Origin of the sequence: Paraburkholderia sp. (assembly GCF_036488795.1) — a bacterium.
In the GTDB taxonomy this organism is placed as follows: domain Bacteria; phylum Pseudomonadota; class Gammaproteobacteria; order Burkholderiales; family Burkholderiaceae; genus Paraburkholderia.
This window is the reverse complement of the sequence record NZ_DASXHA010000013.1, coordinates 21231-43989: the sequence shown is the minus strand read 5'-3', so window position 1 is coordinate 43989 and position 22759 is coordinate 21231. Positions and strand designations below refer to the sequence as shown.

Genomic DNA, 22759 nt, shown 5'->3' with positions numbered 1-22759 from the left:
GTCGCTTACGCCTGTTGCGTGGTGCGGTTCAGCGCGGCGTCGAAAGCGCGTTGCAGCGCCGGCTGATCGAGGTCCTCGCCAATCAGCACGAAGCGGCTTCGCGGTGCTTCGCCGGCTTGCCAGCGACGGTCGAAATAGCTCTCGAAACGCCGGCCCACGCCTTGAATCACGAGCCGCATCGGCGCTCCCGGCAACGCGGCAAAGCCTTTGACGCGGTAAATCGTGTTGCTTTCGACCAGCCCCTGCAGCGCCTCGATCACCGCCTCGCGCGACGGCGCATGGGCTTCCACGACCACCGAATCGAACTCGTCATGGTGGTGATCCGCGTCGTCGGCGGAACCGTGATGATCGTGGCGCAGATGAATGCTGGCCTCCGAAGCCGCTTCAAGGCCGAGCAAGGTATGCAGATCCAGTTCGCCCCGCTGCGCACGCACCACCTTGACCTGTGCCGGAATCTCCTCGCGGATCAGCGCTTCCACTGCACCCTGCTGCGCGTCATCGAGCAGATCGGTCTTGTTCAGGATCACGAGGTCCGCGGCAGACAACTGATCTTCGAACAGCTCATGCAGCGGCGATTCGTGATCGAGGTTCGGATCCAGCTTGCGTTGCGCGTCCACGGCGAGCGGGTTGTCGGCGAACTGACCGCTCGCTGCGGCCGGTCCGTCTACGACAGTCACAACGGCATCGACTGTGAAGCTGCTTTTAATGGCAGGCCAGTTGAAGGCTTGCACCAGCGGCTTGGGCAACGCGAGACCCGACGTTTCGATCAGCACGTGATCGATCTGGTCGCGACGCTCCACCAGCTTTTCCATGACCGGGAAGAATTCCTCCTGCACGGTGCAGCATAGGCAACCGTTGGCCAGTTCATACAATTGGCCTTCGGCTTCGTTACCGTTTTCATCGCAACCAATGCCGCAACCTTTGAGGATTTCGCCGTCGATTCCGAGTTCGCCGAACTCGTTGACGATCACCGCAATGCGCTTGCCGCCGGCGTGCTGAAGAATGTGCCGCAGCAAGGTGGTTTTGCCGCTGCCGAGAAAGCCCGTCACGACGGTGACAGGAATCTTGCGCATGGAGTTCTGCATGGTTAGTCCGTCCAGTGGTGTTGCGTGTTGATACGATTCGGGCCGACTGCGCGACGTGGTTTCCGTCATGGCGCGTGCCGCCATGGCGCAACGCCGGCACGAGCTTCACCGGCGTCGACGCGAACGTGACCGTCCTGTTGTAGCCGTGGTTGACGATGGGCCGCACGCATGGGGACGAAAGTGGCGTTGCAGCAGCAACAGGGAAACACAAAGTAGTCGTGGATGTTACGCCGCATCCCCGCGGCGCCCGCCCTCTTCTCTGGCCGGTATCCGGGCTGGCGAAAGCGCCGCTTCTCCTTCCCGGGCGAGTGGTTTCTCGCCCAGTGGTGACATGCGTGCGCGACCTTGCGCGCAGGCACTGAAGCCGGCTCTGCACCGCTTGCGCGATGCCTTCGCTTACCGTTGCGGGGGCAGCACAGGTTAGCCCGGTCTGTGGAAGGTGGGCACCCTGTTTCCCGTTTAACTGCGCGCGCAGGAATGCGCGCGCGAGCACCAAAGTGCCTGCGAGTTTAGGCTGGCGAGCCCGTCGCGTCAAGGAAAGGCCCGGGCGACTTCGGCTAGTGCCTGTGCTATCGTATGGCCGCGTTTGGTGCCGGCACCCGCATTCGCAGGTGCGACTGAACGGGCAACAGGCGGCGTGGTGCGCGTAACCTGTGCGCACCCCGCAACGGCAAACACAATGGCGCCTGAGCGTGACGGGTCACGATGAAACACCTTAGCGTCGGCATCGGCTGCAAACTCAATACTTCTGCGGATCACATCGAGGCCGCCGTGCGCGGAGCGCTCGGCGCGCACGCGTTCGACGAGATTGCATGCATTGCCACACTGGATATCAAAGCCCGCGAACCGGGACTCATCGAATTTTGCACGCGTCATGCGGTATCGCTGCAGGTTTTCAGCCGCGCCGAAATCGAAGCCGTGTCCGACTTACCAACACCGTCCGACGCCGCGCGCCGGCACCTGGGCATCGAAGGCGTGTGCGAGCCGTGCGCGCTGCTGGCAACGCCGGGCGGTCGGCTGATCGTCAGGAAGACCGCGTGGCAAGGCGTGACGGTCGCAATCGCGACGAGTCTCGACGCCCCCGCATCCGAATCCGAATCCACATCCCGCGACACTTTGTAAATCCACAGGACCTTGCATGAAAACCGACCCCGAATCGCATCAACGCATGACCCAACGGCGTCGCGAAGGCCACGAGAAAAAGCAGGCCGAAGCGACCGTCGAAAAAGGCCTGCTGATCGTCAACACCGGTACCGGCAAGGGTAAAACCACCGCCGCCTTCGGCATGGCCGTGCGGGTGCTCGGCCACGGCATGCGGCTTGGCGTGGTGCAGTTCATCAAGGGCGCGCTGCACACGTCGGAGCGCGATTTTCTGGGCAAGATCGCGAACTGCGATTTCGTCACGATGGGCGACGGCTACACGTGGAATACGCAAAACCGCGACGCCGATATCGCCACCGCCCGCAAAGGGTGGGATGAGGCGCGCCGGATGATCGAAAGCGGCGAGTATCAGATGGTGATTCTCGATGAGCTGAACACGGTGCTGAAATACGAATATCTGCCGCTCGACGAAGTGCTGTCGGTCGTCACCGCGCGCCCGCAGATGCTGCACGTGGTGATCACCGGACGTCACGCGCCGGACGCGCTGATCGAAGCCGCGGACCTCGTCACCGAAATGCGCATCGTCAAGCATCCTTATCGCGAGCAGCATGTGAAAGCGCAGCGCGGCGTGGAGTTCTAGGCCATGGCTGGCTGTCCCGCCCTCTTCATCAGCGCGCCGGCTTCCGGCCAGGGCAAAACCACGATCACCGCCGGCCTTGCCCGCTATCACCTGAGGCAAGGGCGGCGCGTGCGCGTGTTCAAGACCGGTCCGGACTTTCTGGATCCGATGATCCTCGCGCGCGCGAGCGGCGCACCGGTGCTGTCGCTCGATCTGTGGATGGTGGGCGAAGACGCGTGCCGCCGCCTGCTCGCGCAGGCAGCCGCCGAGGCTGATCTGATCCTGATCGAAGGTGTCATGGGGCTGTTTGACGGCACGCCGAGCAGCGCCGATCTTGCCACCACGTTCGGCGTGCCGGTGGCCGCGGTGATTTCGGCCAAGGCGATGGCGCAAACCTTCGGCGCGGTGGCATTCGGACTTGCACGTTTCAGGCCAGAGGTGCCGTTTCACGGCGTGTTCGCCAATCGTGTCGGCTCGCCGCGCCACGCGGAGATGCTTCAGGAAGCGCTGCCCAAGGGGATGCGCTGGTTGGGACATATCGCCAGCGCGAACGAAATCGAATTGCCCGAGCGCCATCTCGGACTACATCAGGCAGGCGAAGTGGTCGATCTGGAGTCGCGCCTCGAGCGCGCCGCCGATGCCTTGGCGCATACCGCGCTGGTCGAATTGCCGCCACCGGTGGAATTTGCCTCGCCGCGCGGCGTTGCGTCTATGCCTACGCCGCGCCTGCTCGCGGGCAAGCACGTCGCAATCGCCCGTGATGCCGCGTTCTCGTTCATCTATCCGGCCAACGTGGCGTTGCTCGAAGCCTTGGGCGCGCGGATCAGCTACTTTTCGCCGCTCGCCGACGAGCCTGTGCCGGATCACGCCGACGCGCTCTATCTGCCTGGCGGCTATCCGGAGTTGCATGCGCAGAGGCTCTCGGCGAACGCGCGCAGCGCGGACGCGATTCGTGCGCATGCGGCGGCCGGAAAGCGTATCGTGGCCGAATGCGGCGGCATGTTGTATCTGCTGGAGCAACTGACCGACAGCCATGGCACCACGACGCCCATGCTCGGCCTGCTGCCCGGTCATGCCGCCATGCAGGCGCGGCTCGCGTCGCTGGGCATGCAACAGATCAACGGCATTCATGGGACCATGACCGGCCACACGTTTCACTATTCGAAGTTGACGACGCCGCTCGCACCGGACCGTACGGCCAGCCGTGCGCAAGGCGACGCGCCCGGCGAGGCCGTATTCCGTGCCGGCCCCATTGTTGCGACTTATATGCACGCCTATTGGCCTTCCAACCCGGCCTTTGCGGCCGCCCTGTTCCATGGCGAAGTGTTTTAACGATTCCGACCGCGACGCGGTCTACCGCGCCATCCACGAACGGCGCGACATGCGGCACTTCGTGGGCGACCCCGTCGACCCGGTCGTGCTGCAGCGGCTGCTCGAAGCGGCGCATCATGCGCCAAGCGTCGGCTTCATGCAGCCCTGGCGTATCGCACGCATCACCGATTCCACCCTGCGCGCAGCGTTACACGCGACCGTGGAACGGGAGCGTCTCGCGACTGCCGACGCACTCGGCAAGCGGCGCGACGAGTTCATGAAGCTGAAAGTGGAAGGCATGCTGGAGTGCGGCGAACTGCTCGTGATGGCGCTCATGGACGGCCGCGAAAAGCACATCTTCGGACGCAGAACGCTACCGGAAATGGATCTTGCGTCGGTGGCCTGCGCGATCCAGAACATGTGGCTCGCGGCGCGCGCCGAGGGTCTGGGAATGGGCTGGGTCTCGCTGTTCGACGTGGACGCCGTGCGCGCATTGCTGCATATGCCGGAGGGCGCGCGGCCCGTGGCGATACTTTGCCTCGGCCATGTCGATCAGTTTTATGCCGAGCCGATGCTCGAAACCGAAAAGTGGGCAACCCGTATGCCGCTTGCCGAGTGTGTGTTTGAAAACCGCTGGCCGGAAGAACCCGAGTCCGAGGCGTGAAGCCTACGGTTGAACGGCCTTGACCGACACCATCCGAGGCGGCCCGCCCGCGTCATTGGCACGCAGTTTCCGACTGCCGGGTGCGCCGGCGAACGGCCGGGTTGGATCGATCGCCATGGCGAGCACCGCGACCCGGCACGCCGCGCGAGGCCGAAAGCGCACGCTGCACCGCACCGGGAACCGTCACGCATCCCCCTTCTCGATGCGTTCCAGGCGGTAGCCGTAGCCGTAGATCGGGGTAAGACGGTAGCCGTTTTCGGGGCGCAGGCCGAGCTTCGCGCGCAGCATCGAGATATGCGTGTCCATGGTGCGCGAGGGAATTTCGCTGGCGCGCTTCCAGATCACATCGAGGATATGCGCGCGCGACAACGGCCGGCTCAAGTGTTGAAACAACAGAAGAGCCAGATCGAATTCCTTGGCCGTGACGGCGATTGCCGTGCCGCGCACCACCACGTGCCTGGCGCTCAGATCGAACTCGTACTCACCAAAGACTTCCTTCAGCGCGGTCGCGTTGAGCTGATACGCCCGCCGCAGCAAGGCGGCGACACGCGCCAGCAACACGCCTGCCGACACCGGTTTGACGACGTAATCGTCGGCGCCCGTGGTCAGCAGCGACGTGATGTCGGACTCGCGGCTACGGTTTGTCATGAACAGCACCGGCAAGCGCGCGGAAAGGCTTTCGCGCACCCAGCGCAGCACTTCTTCGCCGGACATGTCGGGCACATTCCAGTCGAGCACCAGCAGATCGAAAGTCTGGCGCCGCAGCTGATGCACGAGCGCACGCCCCTCCGCATAGGCATGGCAAATATGGCCCGCGGCCGACAGCGTTTGACAGACCAGATCGGCTTGCGCCGCATCGTCATCCAGGACGGCAATTCTCATAACACCCCGCAACGCAATACCGTTATTCGTATCTGGATGGCCCGTCGGCGCAAGAAGGCGGCGCGCTGCCCCGGAAACGGGTAACGCGGATCCGTTCCATCACGCCATGCACCACACGCGAACAACCACGCGGATGAGCGGGCGGACAGCATCCTTCATTGGCAACGCTATTTGTCGATTATTGATGACGCATCACGAACCGCTGTTTTAAACAGGTATTCGCCATGTCTTGAAGATGACACGCAATTCGCCCATTGATTTACGCCGAATGCATCGACAACGGGCGTTTTCATCATAATCGAAAACAGCCATCCCCTTCCGAATGCAATCGATCTGCCATTCGGCACCGGCTCGACCAGCGAGCCGCCAGAGCACTTCTCTCCCAGGCATTCTTCTTAGCGACTTCTATGCGTCGTGGAACGGCTGACACAGTGGGTCTCGCACGACCAGCCCAGCTTGACATCCAGTGAGTCAGGATAAAAACTGCCTCAAATAAAATTATTGCTAGAACAGTGTATTTGCACATCGACCGACGCTCGCCAGCTCTAAAGAGCCGTGCATAAACTGCGTCTTTCTGCGCTCGCTTATGCGCACCTTTCTTGGGGCCAGGCCCTGCCCGCGCATCACCTTGCGCATGATCGTCCCCCACTGAATCGACTCTATCGACTGTTCAGCTTTCGGATGTTTCCTTGTGTAACGAGACGTATCTTTCACGTCGCCCGCGAGAGGCTTTCACGGCATACGTTGCGCCTTGTTCCGTGTTGCCATGATTGGTTCGCAAACCTTAAGAAATCATTAAGCACGCACACCACGTGCAATCAAACGGCACGCATTTTTTTACGTGCCGCGCATCGTGCAGGAACAGATTACCGTTCCGTCCAGATGCGCCAGTGTCTTGACGGCTAACGCCTGGCGTGCGCGGTTGCGCTGACGGTTTGGGCGAACGAGTATCCATGATGGTTCGAAACAGGAGCATCAGGTATGACACGAATGTCGCACACGCAAACCGTGCTCACGGATAAACCCGCCTGGCCTGCGTCGTTCGGTCAGGCAACTTTCCGTTACAGATTCCCTGACCAACCGGCTGCCTCGAATGGGGTCGATTTCTCAATCAGGATAACGAGTTTCTATGGATGTCATGATGCCCTCGTGGTCGGCTTCGGTGAGCAGCTCGGCTACGTAGACGATTCACGCCTGCGCCGGCCGGATCTGCGCGCATTCGGCCGCGAGTTTTATCGCTCGCCGGAGCACGCGGGCCGCCGCTATATTCGCTCGATCAAAATGATCGAGGCCGCTTCGCTGGATACGCTCACGGTCGTCGATACCTGCGAGCATCTCGACGACGCGGCAACCCACCGGCTCTTTGCCGAAGCCGCTCGCACATTGAAACCCGATGGATGCTTCATTGTAAGTATCGCCGTAGGGCGCGGACTCTCCGCCGCATCGCGTCAGCCGCGTGCTCGTGCCGCACGTCATGCTCATGAAGCGCATGCAGACGAAGTTCGTAGCACTACGCATTTCCGATTGAAGACATTCACACATTCGCTCAATGAGCGATTCATTATCGATGCCGCGCTGAATCGCCCCTGGTCGATGCTGCCCTGCTGGCTTAATTCGCGTCGCATCATGGTGTGCCGCACGCGCGTTGGCAAATGAGCAACGCGCAGCTCGCAAACTCGTGGCAGCGCGTCGTGCGAGTCGTTAGAATCAGACTTTGTCTTATCCTTGGCTCCGTCAATCGCTGGTGCAGCGCTCGCATAAGAACGCCGCTTGCATGGATGCCCATTTTTTTGCGCCCATGCGGGCACAGCAAATGCTGCAAGCACAGCGCAAATCGGCGGATACGATTGCCTCTCTGTCACCTTCAACCTGGTTCTTTCACTATCGTCTGAACAAAGCCTGTTTTTGTAATGCGGGGATTCGGAGCATGTTGCCATGGCCAAGCACACCGGATTGCCAGAATCGGGGGCAGAAAACCCCGATCTAGAATTCGATCTTGATGTTGATGCAGTAGAGACCGCCCCGCCCCGCTTTGGGCGCCTCGCGATGTGGGCAGTGTCAGCCACCGCGCTTGCGTGTGGCGTCGCGGGGACTGTCGCGTATGACGTCTGGTTCAACCAGGATCAGCGGGCCTACGCCGACGCGATGGTCGGCGCGCGTCAGGCGCTGTCGAAAAGCGCAGCGCCCGCTGTGGACATCGCCACGCTCACAGGTGGAACAAACGGAACAAGCGGAACAAGCGAACTGGTGAATGCGCCAGAGGGTGCTTTGGTGGCCGCGTCGCCTGCGGTCACCACTTACGTGCCGCCCTCCACCCAGGCGACTGAACCTGCAAATGTAGCGTCAACCAGCACGCCAGCGGAAGTGGCAGGCACGCCCGAAACCGGCCTCGACACCGCCCCGCAGCCAGCGAGGAATCCGGCAGCATGGACCGGCCGCGTGGCCACCGGCGCGACGCCGTCTTCCGACATTCCCGCGCTCGCCGCAAACGCAGGAACCGCAAGTGCGTCCGCGATGCCGTCCGCTTCCTCCGCGCTCGCCGCGGACGCGGACTTCAACGCCGATCCAACCGATTTCAGACAATCCGACCCGTTAATCGCCGCGGACACGGCCGCTCAGGCCCCGGCCGCGGCTCCGGCTCATCTCACCAGAACCTCTCCTGCAATCGCGAAGTGTGCCGCCATCCCTCCGGAGCGCCATCATCATGCGCAGCGTGCGAAACCGACTCCTCCTCCGAGTCTGTTTGCGCGCATGGGGGCTTTTTTCCATCGTGCGAGCTATCGACAGCATGGCAACCCGAGCCAGCGAGATCTCTACGACCACTCCTGAGCCGCAGCGTTCAGGGCCCGCGCACGCCGGCGGCACCCTGATCGCGCGCCTCGGCATCACGCCGGCCGCGGTTGCCAGCGCGGCATTATTTTGCCTGCTGATCGGCCTCGTGCTCGTCGCGGTGCAGATCAAGGCGATCTTCTCGGATCAGCTGAAGCAGGAATACACCGGCATGGTACTGGATGCGGTTGGCCGGGCGGAAAGCGCGCGCGATCTGGCGAGCGCCTGGCAGCCGCTCGCCGGCGACAGCGCCAACCAGCCTGAGCATTACCGGCACGCGCGCGCCGATCTCGCCGCTCGCCTCACGTCGCTCGCCGCACTGGTGCAGGCAAGTCCCGTCGCGGCACCGCGCATGCCGACGCTGGTCCTGTCGCCTGATGCCAATTTCGATACCGCGGACGCCGTGCTGCGCGAGCAGGCGGTGTACTGGCGCGCGCAACGCGATCTCGTCAACAGCGCCTTGCACACGCGCATTACGCACGTCGCCAGAACGCTGATCGTGTTGTCGGCGCTGCTGTTCGGCGTGCTGATTACCGCGCTCGGCATGTACGCCAAGCGCACCCGTCAGCTGGCCGGCGAATCGCATCGCTTCGAACACGCGGCCTTGCACGATGCGATGACCGGGCTGCCGAATCGGCGCCAGCTCTTTGCGATGCTGGCGCAGGCCGCGGACAGCGCGCAGAGAGAAACGCCTCAGCGCAAGATTGCCGTGCTGTATGTCGATCTCGACGGCTTTAAAAAGGTCAATGACTCGTTAGGTCACCCGCTGGGGGACGAATTTCTGATCGCCGTCTCGCGACGCTTCCGGCAATCGGTTCGCCAGAGGGATGTGGTGGCGCGCATCGGCGGCGACGAATTCGCGGTGTTGGTGCGCGGCTTTGCTGCGGATGAGGAACTGGGCGTGATCGCCGAGCGCCTGATTGGCTGCGTGGTGCAGACCGACGAGCAGATGGGGATTGGCTTCGTGCGGGCGAGCATCGGTATTGCCAGCTATCCGGAACCGGTCGACGACTACCGGCGCCTGCTCGCCACCGCCGACGAAACCATGTACGAGGTCAAACGTCGCGGCAAAAACGGCTATGCGTTCGCGGCACGAACAGAACCCGCGAATTGAATGAAACGCGCGCTCAGTTCGCGCGCGCAATCTCGGGCATCGGCGCAAACAGCGCGTCGAGATCGTCGTCGGAGAATTTGACGGCGCCCGCGGCGTCCTCGGACAGGATACTGTCGGCCAGTTCGGCCTTCTTCTCCTGCAAGCGCACGATCTTTTCTTCGATGCTGCCCGCTGCAATCAGTTTGTAGACGAACACTGGCTTGTCCTGACCGAGACGATGCGCGCGGTCGGTCGCCTGATTTTCCGCCGCGGGGTTCCACCACGGATCGTAGTGAATCACCGTGTCCGCCGCCGTGAGATTCAGGCCCACGCCGCCCGCCTTCAGGCTGATCAGAAACAGGGGAACCTCGCCGCGCTGGAAGCGTTGTACGGGTGTGGCGCGATCAGCGGTATCGCCGGTCAGCGTGACGTAGGGAATGCCGGCCTTGTCGAGCGCCGCGGCAATCAGATCCAGCATGCCGGTGAACTGCGAAAACAGCAGCACGCGCCGTCCTTCTTCAATCAGTTCGGGCAGCATTGCGAGCAGCAGTTCGAGTTTGGCCGACTCCTTCACGCGCGCCGCCCGGTCGAGCTTGACAAGACGTGGATCGCAGCACACCTGACGCAGCTTGAGCAACGCATCCAGCACGATGATGTGACTGCGTGCAAGTCCTTGCGCAGTGACCGCCGCACGCACTTTCGCCTGCATCGCGGTGCGCACGATTTCGTACAGATCGCGTTGCGCCCCTTCGAGATCCACGGTACGGACGATGGTGGTTTTCGGCGGCAGTTCTTTGGCGACCTCGTCCTTGCGCCGCCGCAGCATGAATGGACGAATCCGCCGTGCCAGCAGTTCGCGCCGCACGCCGTCGCCGTTGCGCTCGATCGGAGTGCGCCAGCGCTTCGTAAAGTCCTTCTGGTTGCCGAGAAAACCGGGCAACAGAAAATCGAACTGCGCCCACAACTCGCCCAGGTGATTTTCGAGCGGCGTACCTGTCAGACACAGACGGTGGCGCGCGCGCAGATCGCGAATCGCCGTTGCCGATTTGGTGGTGGCGTTTTTCACGTACTGCGCCTCGTCGAGGATCAGCAGGTGATATTCATGCTCGGCCAGTACCGCGTGATCGCGCCACAGCAGCGCGTAAGTCGTCAGAATGAGTTCATGCTCGCCGATCAGTTCGAAACGCTGCTTGCGCTGCGGTCCGTTGAGCGTCAGCACCTTGAGGTCCGGCGCGAAGCGCTGCGCTTCCTCGCGCCAGTTGTGCACGAGGGTAGTCGGCACGACGATCAAGGCAGGACGGTCAAGGCGCCCGGCTTCCTTTTCAGCCAGCACATGCGCGAGCGTCTGGACCGTTTTACCGAGGCCCATGTCGTCGGCCAGCACGCCCGCCAGATTGTGTTCGCGCAGGAACTGCATCCAGCTGAGCCCCTGATGCTGATAGGGCCGCAACTCGGCTTGCAGTCCACGCGGCACAGGCACTTCGCGCACGCGCGGTCCAGTCTGCAGACGCTCGGCCAGCTGGCGGATCGACGAATCGCCCTGGAACTGCCAGCGGCCCGTGCCGTCCAGCGCTGCGAGGCGGCCCGCGTCGAGTTCGGCAATCCGCAGGTTGTCATCGCCCTTCCAGCTGCCGATGCCGTCGAACAGATCGACCAGCACCCGCACCACCGGCTTCAGCCGCCCGGCGCGCAGACGCAGGCGTTCGGCGCGATCGGTGGTCAGTTCGATCGCTTCGTCGTCCGCAATCGATTCGAGCGCGCCGCTCAGCCAGCGCCGGTCGCGCCGGAACAGACCGGCGAGCAACGGCTCGAGTCGCACCGTGCGCTCGCCGAGCGTGATGCCCATTTCGAGGTCGAACCAGCCGTCGCCCGCCTGGCGCGCGGTGCCTTCAATGTCGTCGATCTCGATCACGTTGTGGCGAAACGCGGGCGCCATCGTCACACGCCAGCCCTTGCTGGCGAGAGCGGGGATGGCTGCGTCGACGAATTCGGGCCACGCGTCGGGCTCGGACAGCGCCAGCAAGGTGTCGGGCAACGGCTCACGGGCGAAGCCACGGCTTGACGGCAGCACTTGCAAACCGGTCTTGCGCAGTTCGAGCAGGCGCTGTTTTTCCGTGTCGTAGCGGCGGCGCACATGAATCATGTTGCCGCCGGGCAGCGGCACGATCGTCGCATTGCTGTCCGCCTTGATGCTGACCCCTTCGTAATCGAAGCTGACGGTGGCGATATCGACCATCTGGTTGCGTTCGCTGTGCCTCGGGATACCCGACACGAACATCGACAGCGAGTTGAGCGAGAGGACCGGCACCGGTTCCGTGTCGATCACGCGGACCCTCGCGCTGTCGAGTGCCGGCGGTAAAGGCAGATCAGGCGCGACTTCGCGCAGTACGGCCGCGACCAGCGGCGCTTCGGCGAGCGAGATGGGCGGCATCGACAGGTAGTCGGGGAGTTGCTGGAACGGCAGCGACAGCTCGACGATACCCGCCTCGCCCGCTTCGGCGTCGACATACCAGACCGGCTCGGTGGCGAGCACCATGGCGGCCGGTGGATCGGTGCGCAAGACCGGCCGCAGACGGTCATCGTCCTGTGCTTCCCATTCGATCCGCCCGGGTCGGCTCGCACCCATGGAAAGCGCGCGCGGCAAGCCCGCGCCATTCGAGTCTGCCGGCTGGGCGGGAAACAAACGGCCGGTGGCGATCAGCTTGTGCAGGACGTCGCCGCCGTTCGCGCCGCGCAAAATGAAATGCCCGTGATTCTCGCGGGAGTGGCCTAGCCAGAGGCTGCGCAGAATGACCAGATCGTCGTCCGAAACGAATTTGGGCGGTTTGATCAGCGCGGCCTCGACGTTGCTCCACGGTTCGTCGATGGAGCGGATCTGCCCGTCCACCCCGCGTCGCGCCTTGTGAAGCTGGATCTCGTGGCGCTGTTGAAAGCGCGACCAGCCAAGCCGATAGGCGAGCACGCCCGTCGCGGCCGCCGGCTGTCTTGCCTCGGGCGATTCGGTTTCCGCATGAGCGCGGAACGTCTCGAGCCATCTGACGAGCTCAGGGCGCACGCCGTCTGGCGCCGGGGAAAACTTTTCGAGGCCGGCGATCAGGAGCGCCGCGATGTGCTTGCAATGAAACCCGACCGGGCACGAGCAGTCGGCCTCCACCCAAGGCTCGTCGTCGACGTTGTGAAACCGCACGTCCACCACATACGGATGACGCTGCGTGCCCTGCACCTCGCCGCTTAGCGTGTTGTTTTCCCAATGGAGATTCGACACCGCACCGACGTAATCTCGCCCTTTGGCGACGGTTTTAGCCCCTAGCCACTTCGTAATATGTTCACGATCGTAGATAACTGACGACATCCGGGTGACCCATCCCTACGTATTCAGGCGTGCAATAACCAATCATTCTCGCATGGCTCGGAAATCGCCGTTGATGGCGTGCAATGGACACTGCTCGCGTCATTTAATCCGCGGCGCGCGCCGGGCCATCCACTTCAGCGAGTGCCGGCGCGCCGGCACTGACCTCGAGCTCGGCCGCGGCGAATACCTGCGCGAGTGCCGGCGACGGCGCCTCGTCGGTGATCAGCAGATCGGGGGCGTCCGGACCGAACGCATGGACTAGCGCGGTGTGGCCGAACTTTGCGTGATCCGCTGCGACCACCCGCCGCTCGGCCTGGGCAAAGGCGGCGAGCGAGTACGAAACGTCGTCGGGCTGCGCGTCCATGAAGCGGCCTTGCGCGTCGATGGCCGTCACCGAGACGATCGCGTAACGCACATGAAACTGGCGCATGAAAGCCAGCGTGCTTGCGCCGAACGAAGTCACGTCGTCGCCGCGCACCTCGCCGCCCGCGATAAACACGCGGTTGCCGTTGCGCGGCGCGAGCGTGCGGGCAATTTCGGCGGAGTTCGTGATGACCGTCAGCCGTGCATGCGCGCTCAGCGCCTGGGCGATATGCACACAGGTCGTGCCGCCGTCGAGCATCAGCGAGTCGCCGTCGCGCACCAGTTCGCCCACCCGCGCCGCGATGACCTGCTTCGCTGCGAGGTTTTCCTGCATGCGGCGCTGGAACGGCGGTTCGTCGAGACGCTCCGGCAACATGACGCCGCCGTGGACCTTGAGCAGCACGCCGTCGGCGATCAGCGGCTTGATATCGCGGCGGATGGTTTCGTCGGACACCGTGAAAATTCCGGCCAGGTCCGTGATGGTGCAAGTCTGCTGGGCGCGCACGATGCGCAGGATTTCGGCCTGGCGTTGGGGTGAAAACATGCGGGGCGCGGAGGGTTTAGGGTGAGGTCGAGTCTAGCAAATGGCCGGCGGATACGGAAGTTAATTCAACACATTTCCAACCTAACCAACATTTTCTCTTGATGCCGCTATATAAGACTGATACCGCCAACTCACGATGGATTCTCCGTGACGTTGTTGCATTAAATGGCGTTTTGTTGCAATCTACACCAACACATTCCCACTCATATCCACACCCTTTAGACGGAAACCCCATGCCTACCGCCCTTCCTCAGCACGCCCGTGTCGTCATTGTCGGCGGCGGCATCATTGGCTGTTCGGTGGCGTATCACCTGACCAAGCTCGGCTGGACTGACGTGGTCCTGCTCGAACAGGGGCAACTGTCGTGCGGCACGACGTGGCATGCGGCCGGCCTCGTCGGCCAGCTGCGCGCCCAGGAAAGCATGACGAAGCTGATCCGCTATTCGACCGCGCTTTATGCCGAACTCGAAGCGCAGACCGGCCTCGCCACTGGCTGGAAGCAATGCGGCTCGCTGTCGGTGGCGCGCACGGCCGAGCGGATGACGCAACTCAAGCGCACCGCCGCCGTCGCGCGGGCGTATGGCGTGGCCTGCGAGGTGATCGGCCCGCAGGAAGCCGGTGAATTGTGGCCGGTGATGCGCACCGACGACCTGCTCGGCGCCGTCTGGTTGCCCGGCGACGGCAAGGCCAACCCCACCGACCTGACCCAGGCCCTCGCCCGCGGCGCCCGCTCGCGCGGCGCGCGCATCGTCGAAAACACCCGCGTCAGCGCGATCCACACGCGCGAGGCGCCAGGTGGCCGCGAAGTCAGCGGCCTCGCGTGGCGCAACAAGGACGGCGCCGAAGGCAAGCTTGCCGCGGAGATCGTCGTCAATTGCGCGGGCCAGTGGGCCAAGGCGGTCGGGCGGCTGTGCGGCGTGACCGTGCCGCTGCATTCGGCCGAGCATTACTACATCGTGACCGAACGGATTGCCGGCGTGCATCCGGATCTGCCCGTCATGCGCGACCCGGACGGCTTCATCTACTTCAAGGAGGAAGTGGGCGGCCTCGTAATGGGCGGTTTCGAGCCGGATGCCAAGCCATGGGGCATGAACGGCATCCCCGAAAATTTCGAATTCCAGTTGCTGCCGGACGATTGGGATCAGTTCGAAATCCTGATGAAAAACGCGTTGCAGCGCGTGCCGGCGCTCGAAACCGCGCAGGTCCGGCAGTTCTACAACGGGCCCGAATCATTCACGCCGGACAACAACTTCATCCTTGGCGAAGCGCCTGAATTGCGCCGCTTCTTCGTGGGCGCCGGCTTTAATTCGATGGGCATTGCGTCGGCCGGCGGCGCGGGCATGGCGCTCGCGGAATGGATCGTGGCCGGCGCGCCGACGATGGACCTGTGGCCCGTCGACATCCGCCGCTTTGCGCGCTTCAACGGTAACGACACGTGGCTGCACGACCGCGTGAAAGAGACCCTCGGCCTGCACTACGCGATGCCCTGGCCGAACCGCGAACTGGACAGCGCGCGTCCGTTCCGCCGCTCGCCGCTGTATGCGTTGCTGCGCGACGCAGGCGCATGCTTTGGCAGCAAGATGGGCTGGGAGCGGCCCAACTTCTTCGCACCGGGTGTCGCGCAAGCGAAGATCGACTATGGGTTCGGCCAGCAGAACTGGTTGCCGTGGAGCGGCGCCGAGCATCGCGCGTGCCGCGAAGCCGTCGCGCTGTTCGACATGACGTCGTTTTCCAAATTCCTCGTCAAAGGACGGGACGCGCAGAGCGTGCTGCAAGGCATCGTCGCCAACGATGTGGCCGTGGCGCCCGGCACGAGCGTCTACAGCGGCATGCTCAACGAGCGCGGCACCTACGAGTCCGATTTCACGCTGACGCGCCTCGCCGACGATCAATACCTGATCGTCTCCGGTTCGGCGCAGACCACGCGCGATTTCGACACCATCGAAAAGCTGATTCCGCCCGACAGGCATTGCGTGCTGGTGGACGTCACCGGTCAATACGCGGTGCTAGCCGTGATGGGGCCGCGTGCGCGCGATCTGCTGCAGAGCGTGTCGAAAGCGGACTGGAGCAACGCCGCGTTTCCATTTGGACAGAGCCGCGAAGTGGACATCGGCTATGCGACCGTGCGCGCGACGCGCCTCACGTATGTGGGCGAACTGGGCTGGGAACTGTACGTGCCGGTCGAATTCGCGGCAGGCGTCTACGAGACGCTGCATGCGGCGGGCAAGCCGTTCGGCCTGGTTAACGCGGGCTACTACGCCGTCGATTCGCTGCGGATCGAAAAAGGCTACCGTGCCTGGGGGCGCGAATTGACGCCGGACTCCCATCCGTTCGAAGCGGGACTGTCGTTCGCGTGCAAGCTGGACCAAGACATTCCGTTTCGTGGCCGCGACGCCTTGCTGAAACTACGCACGGAACCGCTGCGCCGACGCATGGTCATCCTGACCGCCGACGGCGCATCGGGCAGCATGCTATGGGGCGGCGAAGCGATTCTGCGCGACGGCAAGCCAGTCGGCTTCGTCAGCTCAGCGGCCTTTGGGCATACGCTGGGCTGCCCGGTAGCAATGGGCTACGTCAACGCCCCGGAGGGCGTGGCCGACGCCGCTTATCTGATGAGCGGCCAGTACACCATCGATGTTGCAGGTGAACTGCTGCCAGCCACCGTGCATCTGAAAGCGCCTTATGACCCGGGTTCGGAGCGGGTGAAGAGCTAGACACGCTCAGACGCCTCCCCCGCACCGCACGCATTTCTAGCGCCCTGCGCCCCGCGCCATGCTAGAAAATACACCGTCGCGCCGGATCAAACCGTGGAACAGCGCGGCGGCCAGATGCGCAAGCACCGTCAGAAATAACGCAAAAGCCAGCCACGTGTGCGCCGCGCGCAGCAACGCGTAGAGCCGTACGTCGTGCGGGACGATGGGCGGCAGATGGAACCCGCCGAACAGCGTCACCGGATAGCCGGCGGCGGACAACATCGACCAGCCGATCAACGGCATCGCCAGCATCAGCGCATACAGCACGAGATGCGAAAGCTTCGCGACGAAGCGTTGCGGCACGGGCATGTCATCCGGCAACGACGGGCTGCCGCGTTTCAGGCGCACGGCAATGCGCAGCAATACCAGCAGCAGGATCGCGATGCCGAGCGGCCGGTGCAGCGCAATCAAGGTGTCGTGTGCGTGCGAAACCGTGGCGACCATGCCGACGCCCACAAACAGCATGGTCAGGATCAGCAGCGCCATGGTCCAGTGCAGCAGTCGTTGTAGCGGGCTGAAATGTGCGTGGGTCGGCGTCATGACCGGTCTCCGTTCGGCTGCGGGTGATGCAGATTGGGGTTGAGCGCTTCTTCGCGGGTGCGGCGGTTATACGAGACCGAATACGCCGCCGAGCGCGCCGCGAGCAAGGGATCGTCCGATGGCTTGATGCCCGCAGGCAACACCGTCGGATCGAAGTTGACGTCGCGGCACGCGCCGTCGTCCTGGGAGGTTTGCTGATCGAGCACCAGCGTGCCCGCGTCGACCTGCTCGCGGCCGTCGGGCCATTGCAGGGTGGCATCGTTGACCGGATCGTCGGGCGCAGCGACCGTGAGGATCAGATGCCAGCGCAACGCGCCGCCCTGCAGACGCTCCGACAGGTCCGCGGCGAGGAAATTCTTCTCGCTCTTTTGCGCATCCGTGATGGGCGCAAACGGCGTCTCCGGCACCATCGCCCAGCGCACCGCGCGCCTCTGTCCGCCGGCAGCCACGAAGCGGAACGCATTCACGCTGTAGTACGAACCGTTGGCAAAACTGGATGACGGCGCGTGGCTCTTCACCCACGCCTGAAACGGCTGGGTTTCCGGATTGGCCGCGTAGAACGCCTTCAACTTCGCGGGGTCCGGCTTGCCGGTAGCAGGATCGGGCTTCGCCGCGACCAGTTGCTGATAAAACTGCTCAGGCGTATGAACCGGGAACACCGGCACCGAATTCATGCCGGTGCGCCATTGCTCACCGTCCTGCAACCTGAACATCAGCGCGAGGCTGCGGATCGGCACGCTCGTATCCGGTGCTGACGGATTGCCGCCCGGAATCGCAAAACGTCCGGTCACCGGCGTGCGTCCCGGTGCGAATACGGCGGCGCTCGACAGCGCCGCGCCGTTGCCGTTGCTGTCGAAATAGCCGGCCACGCACACCCCTTTCGAGTGATTGCGACGGAAGCCCGGATGCTGGCCGTTGTCTGCCTCGAAGGCGTTGATGATGCGATGGCTCGTCAAACGCTCCGGCGTGAGCCAGCCGGCGACGTAAGCAAAACCGCCGGCGGCGCTCAACACGACGGCGCCGATCGCCGCAAGCCGGCATGGCACGCAAATGGGCCCAGGCGGTGGAAATGAAGGATGGGTCACGAAAGCTCCTTGGTGTCGGGCGGGTCTACTTGCGGGCAAACACCGGGCACCGGGGTTTATTCCCCTCACAATAGACCGCGTGCGTGAGGTTTTTTTCGCGCCATCTTCGTACCATGGTTTCAGGGAAGTGCACACGTGTAAGGAATAATTGCATGGCCGTTCGTGTTAGCCGGTTACAAGCCCTCTTCCAGCCCCATGCCATGACCCGCCACGATCACCGTCACGACCCACCGCTTTCCGAGGCGGACATACAAGCCTACGCGGACGGCCTGCTTACGCCGGAACGCGCGGCCTATCTGCGCGACTATCTGGGCAACCGGCCGGGCGAGGCACGCCGCGTGGCATTCTATGGACGCCTTAACGAGCAGATCCAGCGCACGTTTCGGCCTGCCGACGAACCTTTGCCATCTCGGGGCTCCAGCATGCGTTCTGCACGCACGGCTCCCGGGCGATGGTTCGCGCGGCGAATCGAGGCGGTGACGCGGCGTCCGCTGCGAGCCCTCCTGATGCTGATTGCGGCGCTGGCAGCGAGCGTGATCGCGCTCAGCGGCTGGATGGTGGCGTCGCAGGTGTCCGCGCAGGCTCTCAACAACGCGGCGGTGATGGCATTGGAGCAAGCCGCCGGGGCGCATTACGACGCGCCCGCGACGGTTCCTCTCAAAGGCGCAGGCGTGGCCGTGGCGCCCGTCATGCCGGCTTCGGGCGCGTTGGTTTCCAGTACCGAAGCACCCGATCTGGCTTCGCTCGGCATGCGTCTGGTCAATCATCACGTGGTGAATCTCGGGCCGCTTACGTCCGCCAGCGAATATATCTACCTGAATGCGGAAAATCAGCTGGTGGTGCTGCTCACGGCGCCGGCGTGGTTGACTCCTGCGCAGCCCCAATGGGCCGCGCGCCGCGTCAGTACGCTGCGGCTCTTGACCTGGAACGCGCACCATCGGCGCTATGTGCTGGCCGGCGTCGCCGATACGCGCGGCCTGATGCTGGCGGCCGACCTGATGACCATCCACTGAGTGCGTTTTTGAAAGAATCGCTCAAATGTTGAATGGGCGGGGAATAAAATGCCCACAGGCGTGTTTGCTTCGGAAACGCCGTCGTTCGCAGTATGGGGCGCAGCACGCCGTACATCTCAATGGTAAGAACAATGGACATACGTGACGAGTTGATGGAGCACGTCCCGCGATTGCGCCGCTATGCAAGGGCGTTGATCAACAATCGGGATCTGGCCGACGATCTGGTCCAGGACACGCTGGAGCGCGCGTTAGGCCGCACCGAGCTGTTTCAGGCCGGCACCGACCTGCGCGCATGGCTGTTCACGATCATGCACAACGTGTTTGCCAATCAGGCGCGCAAGGCGTCGGTGCGGGCGGTGCACGTTTCGGTGGATGACGACAGCGTCGAGGAAAGTGAGTTTGCGGTGCCGTCGGACCAGACGCGTTCTCTGGAAATGCGCGATCTGGATTTCGCGCTGCAGCGCCTGCCCACTGAGCAGCGCGAAGTCGTGCTGCTGGTCGGTCTCGAAGAGATGAGCTATGCCGACGTGGCGCTCGCGCTGGAGATTCCGATCGGCACGGTGATGTCGCGGCTCTCCCGAGGACGTGAGCGGCTCAGGGCGTTGATGGCGGGCACACAGCCCGGTGCGAAATTACAGGTGGTGCGATGAACGAACAATTGACGCCGATCGGCGAAGAAGAACTGCACGCGTACGTGGACGGCACGCTGTCCGACGAGCGCCGCGCCCAGGTGGAGCGCGCACTCGAGCAGAGCCCCGAGCTGGCCGCGCGGGTGAGCGACTATTTCTCGCTGAACAATCTGTTTCACGAGCGTTATGACCGGGTCTTGAGCGAGCCGGTGCCCAAGCGCCTGCAAGCGCCTGTGCCGCAGCGGCGCTGGCTGGATGCGGCGAACTGGCCGCAGTTTGCGGGGATGGCCGCGGCGCTGGTGCTGGGCGTCGGGATTGGCGTCGGCACGCAGATGGGCAAGAGTATTCCGTCCGCGCTGCCGTTGGCCAGCAGCCAGTCGGACACGCGCCCGGTCAGCGCGGATGCTTCAGACGGCCTCGCGCGGCAGGCCGCGGTGGCGCACGTGGTGTATATGCCGGCGGTGGATCGTCCGGCGGAAATCGGCGCGGATCAAGAGCAGGACTTCGTGCAATACCTGGCCAACAAGCTTGGCACCAACGTGCATCCGCCGATGCTCGACAAGAGCGGCTTTGCGCTGTCCGGCGGACGTCTGTTGCCCGGCGACGATGGCCCGGTCGCGCAGTTCATGTACCGCGGTCCGCAAGGCGAGCGCGTGACGCTGTGCATTTCGCACCGCAAGGCGAACGCGAACACGACGGCGTTCAAGCTGTATCAGGACGGCCCGGTGAACGTGTTTTACTGGGTGGATGGGGACTATGGGTATGCGGTTTCGGGCGGCATCGACCGGAAGGTTTTGTTGCAACTGTCGCATGATGTTTATTCGCAGTTGACGGCGGAGAAGGCGGGGTGAGGGGGCTGCGACGAGCGTTGGTTGCGCATGTTTCATACATGCCGCCACGCTCATCGTAAGCGCAGCGCCGCGTCCTTCATCAACTCCCGCGGCGACACCCCCAGCAACCGGTTCATCCAATGCGCCATATGGCTCTGATGCGCAAACCCCGCCTCCAGCGCCACCTGGCTCGCGCCAAGCCGCCCCTCCAGCAACAGATGCCTCGCCCGCTCCACCCGCCGCTGCACGACGTACTGATGCACCGGCATGCCTAACGTCTCGCGAAACAGCACCTTGAAATGCGGCACGCTCAGCCCGGCGAGCGCGGCCAGTTCCGTGAGCGTCAGACGCTGATCCAGATTGCTTTCGACAAAGTCCACCACGCGCGCCGCGATGCGCGGGGCCAGCCGGTTGCCGCGTTTGCGTTCGAGCACCGGCTCGGCGTCGATGAGCCGCACGATCATCGCCGTACACAGGCTTTCTGCGTACAGTGGATCGGAGCTGTCGTCCGCTTCGAGCTCGGCGCGCAAGGCCCACGCCAGATGCTGAAAACGCGGGTCGCGCATCTGCAACTGCGGACGAATCTGCGCCTGGTTGCCGCGCAACTCCATCTGGTCGAACGTCTTGCGGGTGAATGCATCGTCCATCCACACACTGAAGATCGTGCAGCCCGATTCGTCGCTCCACTGGCCGTCCAGTCCTGCGGGAATCACGTCGGCGTCGCCATGGGATTGCAACCGCGAGAGGCGTCGTTCGTTGCATCTGCAGTGCGCTTTGACAGGCGCGCCGACGTGCACGCCGACCCGGTGATGCTTCAGCGCAGGAATCCGATGCAGCCCGGCGCTAACACCGACCAGTTCAGCACCGAAGCCCTGCCACCCGAGGCTGGCGCTGGAGCGCAAACTGATGCGCGAACCGCTGAGGGGCGTCGGAATGGGAATCGCAGCGTTCATCGCGGACCTCCTGGGTGAGGACAGACGTCCCCGCATTGTCCGATGTTTCCGCGCGCCCTGCTTCGCCAGCGCCAACCCATGTTCCTCGACACAAAAACCGTCATCCGGATCTGCTCAGCACAATCCGTCTCTGCGCATTCGCCACGAGACACGCTCCTATGATGGCGACACCAGACCAGCAAGGAGCACAACGTGTTCGTGATATTCGGAGCATCCGGTAACGCAGGTGGGGTCACGGCTGGCATACTGCGCCGCGCCGGGCACAAGGTACGCGCGGTGGTGCGCGATCAGCAGCAGGCCGAGCGTCTTGCCAGGCTCGGCTGTGAAATCGCCTTCGCCGATCTCACGGATCACGCCTCGGTGACCAGGGCGATCGAGGGCGCGGACGCGGTGCAAATCCTCGTTCCGGTGCCGCACGCCGATCCGGATCCGGCCGACACGATGCACCACATGATCGAGACCGCCGCGAGCGCGTTACGGGCGAACCCGCCGCCGCGCGTGCTCGCCCTGTCCGACTACGGCGCCGAACTGGCAAGCGGCACCGGTATCACGCTGCTGTTTCACGCGCTGGAAGCGCAGTTGCGGCCGCTCACGAGTCATCTCACCTTTTTGCGCGCCGCGGAACACATGCAGAACTGGAGCCGGGTGATACCGGCGGTGCTGAAGACCGGCGTGCTGCCGAGTTTCCATCACCCGCTGGACAAGCTGTTTCCGAGCGTCGCGGCGCAAGACGTGGGGCGGCTCGCGGCGCAACTGCTGATCGACGACGACCCGGCCGGCGACATCACGCCGCGCATCGTCAGCGTGGAAGGCCCGCAGCGTATCAGCGCGCTCGACGTCGCACACACGCTCGCCGAGTTGAGCGGCAAGCGTGTCGTGGCGCACGAACTGCCGCGCGAGCAGTGGACGCCGACGCTGCAGCGCGCCGGACTCGGCACGGGCCACGCACGACTGATTACGGATCTGTATGACACGCATAACGCGGGTCGCATCGACGTCGAAGCCGGCGTTGGCGAACGGCGCTTCGGGACGACGGAACTCGCCGAGGTTCTTGCGACGCTTCTGCCGCGCATGGAAACAGCCGCGCGCTAAAACGTATCGCTCAACAGGGAG

General features: G+C 63.8%; 19 protein-coding genes and 1 riboswitch. Of the genes, 12 read left to right on the top strand and 7 right to left on the bottom strand.

Annotated features, from left to right (window positions below):
* Nucleotides 1-5 precede the first annotated feature (5 nt).
* Nucleotides 6-1085: a cobalamin biosynthesis protein CobW gene (cobW, locus tag VGH41_RS01800; RefSeq protein ID WP_331595625.1), complete on the bottom strand. Its 1080-nt coding sequence runs from the start codon at nucleotides 1083-1085 to the stop codon at nucleotides 6-8.
* A 244-nt stretch (nucleotides 1086-1329) separates the two neighbouring features.
* A riboswitch (cobalamin riboswitch) is annotated at nucleotides 1330-1597 on the bottom strand.
* A gap of 193 nt (nucleotides 1598-1790) precedes the next feature.
* On the opposite strand from cobW, the gene VGH41_RS01795 reads away from it, so the two are divergent.
* Genes VGH41_RS01795 through bluB form a run of 4 tightly spaced genes read left to right on the top strand, consistent with a single transcriptional unit; the run spans nucleotide 1791 to nucleotide 4780 of the window.
* Nucleotides 1791-2207: a cobalamin biosynthesis protein gene (locus VGH41_RS01795; protein ID WP_331595624.1), complete on the top strand. Its 417-nt coding sequence runs from the start codon at nucleotides 1791-1793 to the stop codon at nucleotides 2205-2207.
* 16 nt (nucleotides 2208-2223) lie between these two features.
* Nucleotides 2224-2826, top strand: a complete 603-nt coding sequence (cobO, locus tag VGH41_RS01790; protein WP_331595623.1) for a cob(I)yrinic acid a,c-diamide adenosyltransferase — start codon at nucleotides 2224-2226, stop codon at nucleotides 2824-2826.
* A gap of 3 nt (nucleotides 2827-2829) precedes the next feature.
* Nucleotides 2830-4137 (top strand): cobyrinate a,c-diamide synthase, encoded by a 1308-nt coding sequence (locus VGH41_RS01785; protein WP_331595622.1) that lies wholly within the window; start codon nucleotides 2830-2832, stop codon nucleotides 4135-4137.
* Complete coding sequence (bluB, locus tag VGH41_RS01780) at nucleotides 4121-4780, top strand: 5,6-dimethylbenzimidazole synthase (RefSeq protein WP_331595621.1); 660 nt, start codon at nucleotides 4121-4123, stop codon at nucleotides 4778-4780. Before VGH41_RS01785 ends, bluB begins: the two co-directional genes overlap by 17 nt.
* A 183-nt stretch (nucleotides 4781-4963) precedes the next feature.
* Here the strand turns inward: bluB and VGH41_RS01775 are convergent, their stop codons facing one another.
* On the bottom strand, nucleotides 4964-5662 hold the full coding sequence (locus VGH41_RS01775) for a response regulator transcription factor (protein WP_331595620.1): 699 nt from the start codon (nucleotides 5660-5662) through the stop codon (nucleotides 4964-4966).
* A gap of 981 nt (nucleotides 5663-6643) precedes the next feature.
* Between VGH41_RS01775 and VGH41_RS01770 the strand changes: the two genes are divergently transcribed.
* From VGH41_RS01770 to VGH41_RS01760, 3 genes are all read left to right on the top strand, one after another.
* Nucleotides 6644-7318, top strand: coding sequence for a class I SAM-dependent methyltransferase (locus VGH41_RS01770; RefSeq protein ID WP_331595619.1), 675 nt, complete (start codon nucleotides 6644-6646; stop codon nucleotides 7316-7318).
* A 279-nt stretch (nucleotides 7319-7597) separates the two neighbouring features.
* Nucleotides 7598-8491: a hypothetical protein gene (locus tag VGH41_RS01765; protein ID WP_331595617.1), complete on the top strand. Its 894-nt coding sequence runs from the start codon at nucleotides 7598-7600 to the stop codon at nucleotides 8489-8491.
* Complete coding sequence (locus VGH41_RS01760; protein WP_331595616.1) at nucleotides 8451-9605, top strand: GGDEF domain-containing protein; 1155 nt, start codon at nucleotides 8451-8453, stop codon at nucleotides 9603-9605. The genes VGH41_RS01765 and VGH41_RS01760 overlap by 41 nt, the downstream gene beginning before the upstream one ends.
* 13 nt (nucleotides 9606-9618) lie before the next feature.
* Here VGH41_RS01760 and VGH41_RS01755 read toward each other — a convergent pair whose 3' ends face one another.
* Both VGH41_RS01755 and VGH41_RS01750 read right to left on the bottom strand, forming a co-directional pair.
* Nucleotides 9619-12936 carry a DEAD/DEAH box helicase gene (locus VGH41_RS01755; protein ID WP_331595614.1) on the bottom strand — a complete coding sequence of 1106 codons (3318 nt, stop codon included), beginning with the start codon at nucleotides 12934-12936 and terminating at the stop codon, nucleotides 9619-9621.
* A 103-nt stretch (nucleotides 12937-13039) separates the two neighbouring features.
* Nucleotides 13040-13843: a DeoR/GlpR family DNA-binding transcription regulator gene (locus tag VGH41_RS01750; RefSeq protein ID WP_331595612.1), complete on the bottom strand. Its 804-nt coding sequence runs from the start codon at nucleotides 13841-13843 to the stop codon at nucleotides 13040-13042.
* 233 nt (nucleotides 13844-14076) lie between these two features.
* On the opposite strand from VGH41_RS01750, the gene VGH41_RS01745 reads away from it, so the two are divergent.
* Nucleotides 14077-16557 carry an FAD-dependent oxidoreductase gene (locus tag VGH41_RS01745; protein ID WP_331595610.1) on the top strand — a complete coding sequence of 827 codons (2481 nt, stop codon included), beginning with the start codon at nucleotides 14077-14079 and terminating at the stop codon, nucleotides 16555-16557.
* Nucleotides 16558-16593: 36 nt separating this feature from the next.
* On the opposite strand, the gene VGH41_RS01740 is transcribed toward VGH41_RS01745, so the two are convergent.
* Both VGH41_RS01740 and VGH41_RS01735 read right to left on the bottom strand, forming a co-directional pair.
* Nucleotides 16594-17136 (bottom strand): cytochrome b, encoded by a 543-nt coding sequence (locus VGH41_RS01740; RefSeq protein WP_331595609.1) that lies wholly within the window; start codon nucleotides 17134-17136, stop codon nucleotides 16594-16596.
* Nucleotides 17133-18221 carry a catalase family peroxidase gene (locus VGH41_RS01735; RefSeq protein ID WP_414696570.1) on the bottom strand — a complete coding sequence of 363 codons (1089 nt, stop codon included), beginning with the start codon at nucleotides 18219-18221 and terminating at the stop codon, nucleotides 17133-17135. Before VGH41_RS01735 ends, VGH41_RS01740 begins: the two co-directional genes overlap by 4 nt.
* Nucleotides 18222-18373: 152 nt before the next feature.
* Here VGH41_RS01735 and VGH41_RS01730 point away from each other — a divergent pair, with 152 nt between their 5' ends.
* The 3 genes from VGH41_RS01730 (at nucleotide 18374) to VGH41_RS01720 (ending at nucleotide 20714) form a co-directional block, all read left to right on the top strand.
* Nucleotides 18374-19234 (top strand): anti-sigma factor family protein, encoded by an 861-nt coding sequence (locus VGH41_RS01730; protein ID WP_414696569.1) that lies wholly within the window; start codon nucleotides 18374-18376, stop codon nucleotides 19232-19234.
* Nucleotides 19235-19365: 131 nt separating this feature from the next.
* On the top strand, nucleotides 19366-19884 hold the full coding sequence (locus VGH41_RS01725) for a sigma-70 family RNA polymerase sigma factor (RefSeq protein WP_331595607.1): 519 nt from the start codon (nucleotides 19366-19368) through the stop codon (nucleotides 19882-19884).
* Nucleotides 19881-20714, top strand: a complete 834-nt coding sequence (locus VGH41_RS01720) for an anti-sigma factor (RefSeq protein WP_331595605.1) — start codon at nucleotides 19881-19883, stop codon at nucleotides 20712-20714. Before VGH41_RS01725 ends, VGH41_RS01720 begins: the two co-directional genes overlap by 4 nt.
* Before the next feature lie 50 nt (nucleotides 20715-20764).
* Here VGH41_RS01720 and VGH41_RS01715 read toward each other — a convergent pair whose 3' ends face one another.
* Complete coding sequence (locus VGH41_RS01715; RefSeq protein ID WP_331595604.1) at nucleotides 20765-21646, bottom strand: AraC family transcriptional regulator; 882 nt, start codon at nucleotides 21644-21646, stop codon at nucleotides 20765-20767.
* Between the two features lie 192 nt (nucleotides 21647-21838).
* Here VGH41_RS01715 and VGH41_RS01710 point away from each other — a divergent pair, with 192 nt between their 5' ends.
* The gene (locus tag VGH41_RS01710) at nucleotides 21839-22738 is read left to right on the top strand and encodes an NAD(P)H-binding protein (RefSeq protein WP_331595602.1); all 900 of its coding nucleotides are present in this window, start codon (nucleotides 21839-21841) and stop codon (nucleotides 22736-22738) included.
* The last annotated feature ends 21 nt before the right edge of the window (nucleotides 22739-22759 follow it).